General features: G+C 66.7%; 1 pseudogene. It reads right to left on the bottom strand.

Annotation, left to right across the window (positions count from 1 at the left end):
* Position 1 precedes the first annotated feature (1 nt).
* Positions 2–597, bottom strand: a pseudogene (locus tag HZU84_RS20030) (IS5 family transposase); the annotation flags it as partial.

Raw genomic sequence — 597 nt, 5'->3', positions numbered from 1 at the left:
ACTAACAAAACCGAATCAGCGTGCGCAGGCAGATGACGCAACAAGCCAGGCTGAGCAAGGCAACGTGCGTCTCAACTTGGCGCTCGAATCGGACGCGCAGCTTGCCAAACGCTGCCAGCCACGCATGGGTGCGCTCAACCACCCAGCGGTGACGCCCCAGTCGCTCCCGGCTCTCGACACCTCGGCGCGCAATGCGCACCTTGATGCCCTTGGCCCGCAGATGGGTGCGGCAGCGCTCGAAGTCGTAGCCCTTGTCGGCGTGCAGCTTGTCGGGCCACCGCCGGGGGCGTCCCCGCAACCCGGCCACTGCCGGCAGCGCGTCGACCAGCTCTTCAAACACCACCGAGTCATGTCGATTCGCCCCCGTCACGCAGAACATCAGCGGCAGGCCTTGCCTGTCCGTGACGAGGTGACGTTTGCTGCCAAGCTTGCCCCGGTCCGTCGGGTTCGGTCCCGTGAATTCGCCCCCCGGGGGCTGGCGACGCTGGCACCATCCACACACGCTCGACTGAAATCGAGCTGACCTGCGCCGCGCAGCTCTGCCAGCAACACCAGATGCAGCCGGTGCCACACGCCCGCAGCCTGCCAGGCTCTCAG

Source organism: Sphaerotilus sulfidivorans, from assembly GCF_013426975.1.
GTDB lineage: Bacteria > Pseudomonadota > Gammaproteobacteria > Burkholderiales > Burkholderiaceae_C > Sphaerotilus > Sphaerotilus sulfidivorans.
This window is presented reverse-complemented; position numbering and strand designations above follow the sequence as displayed.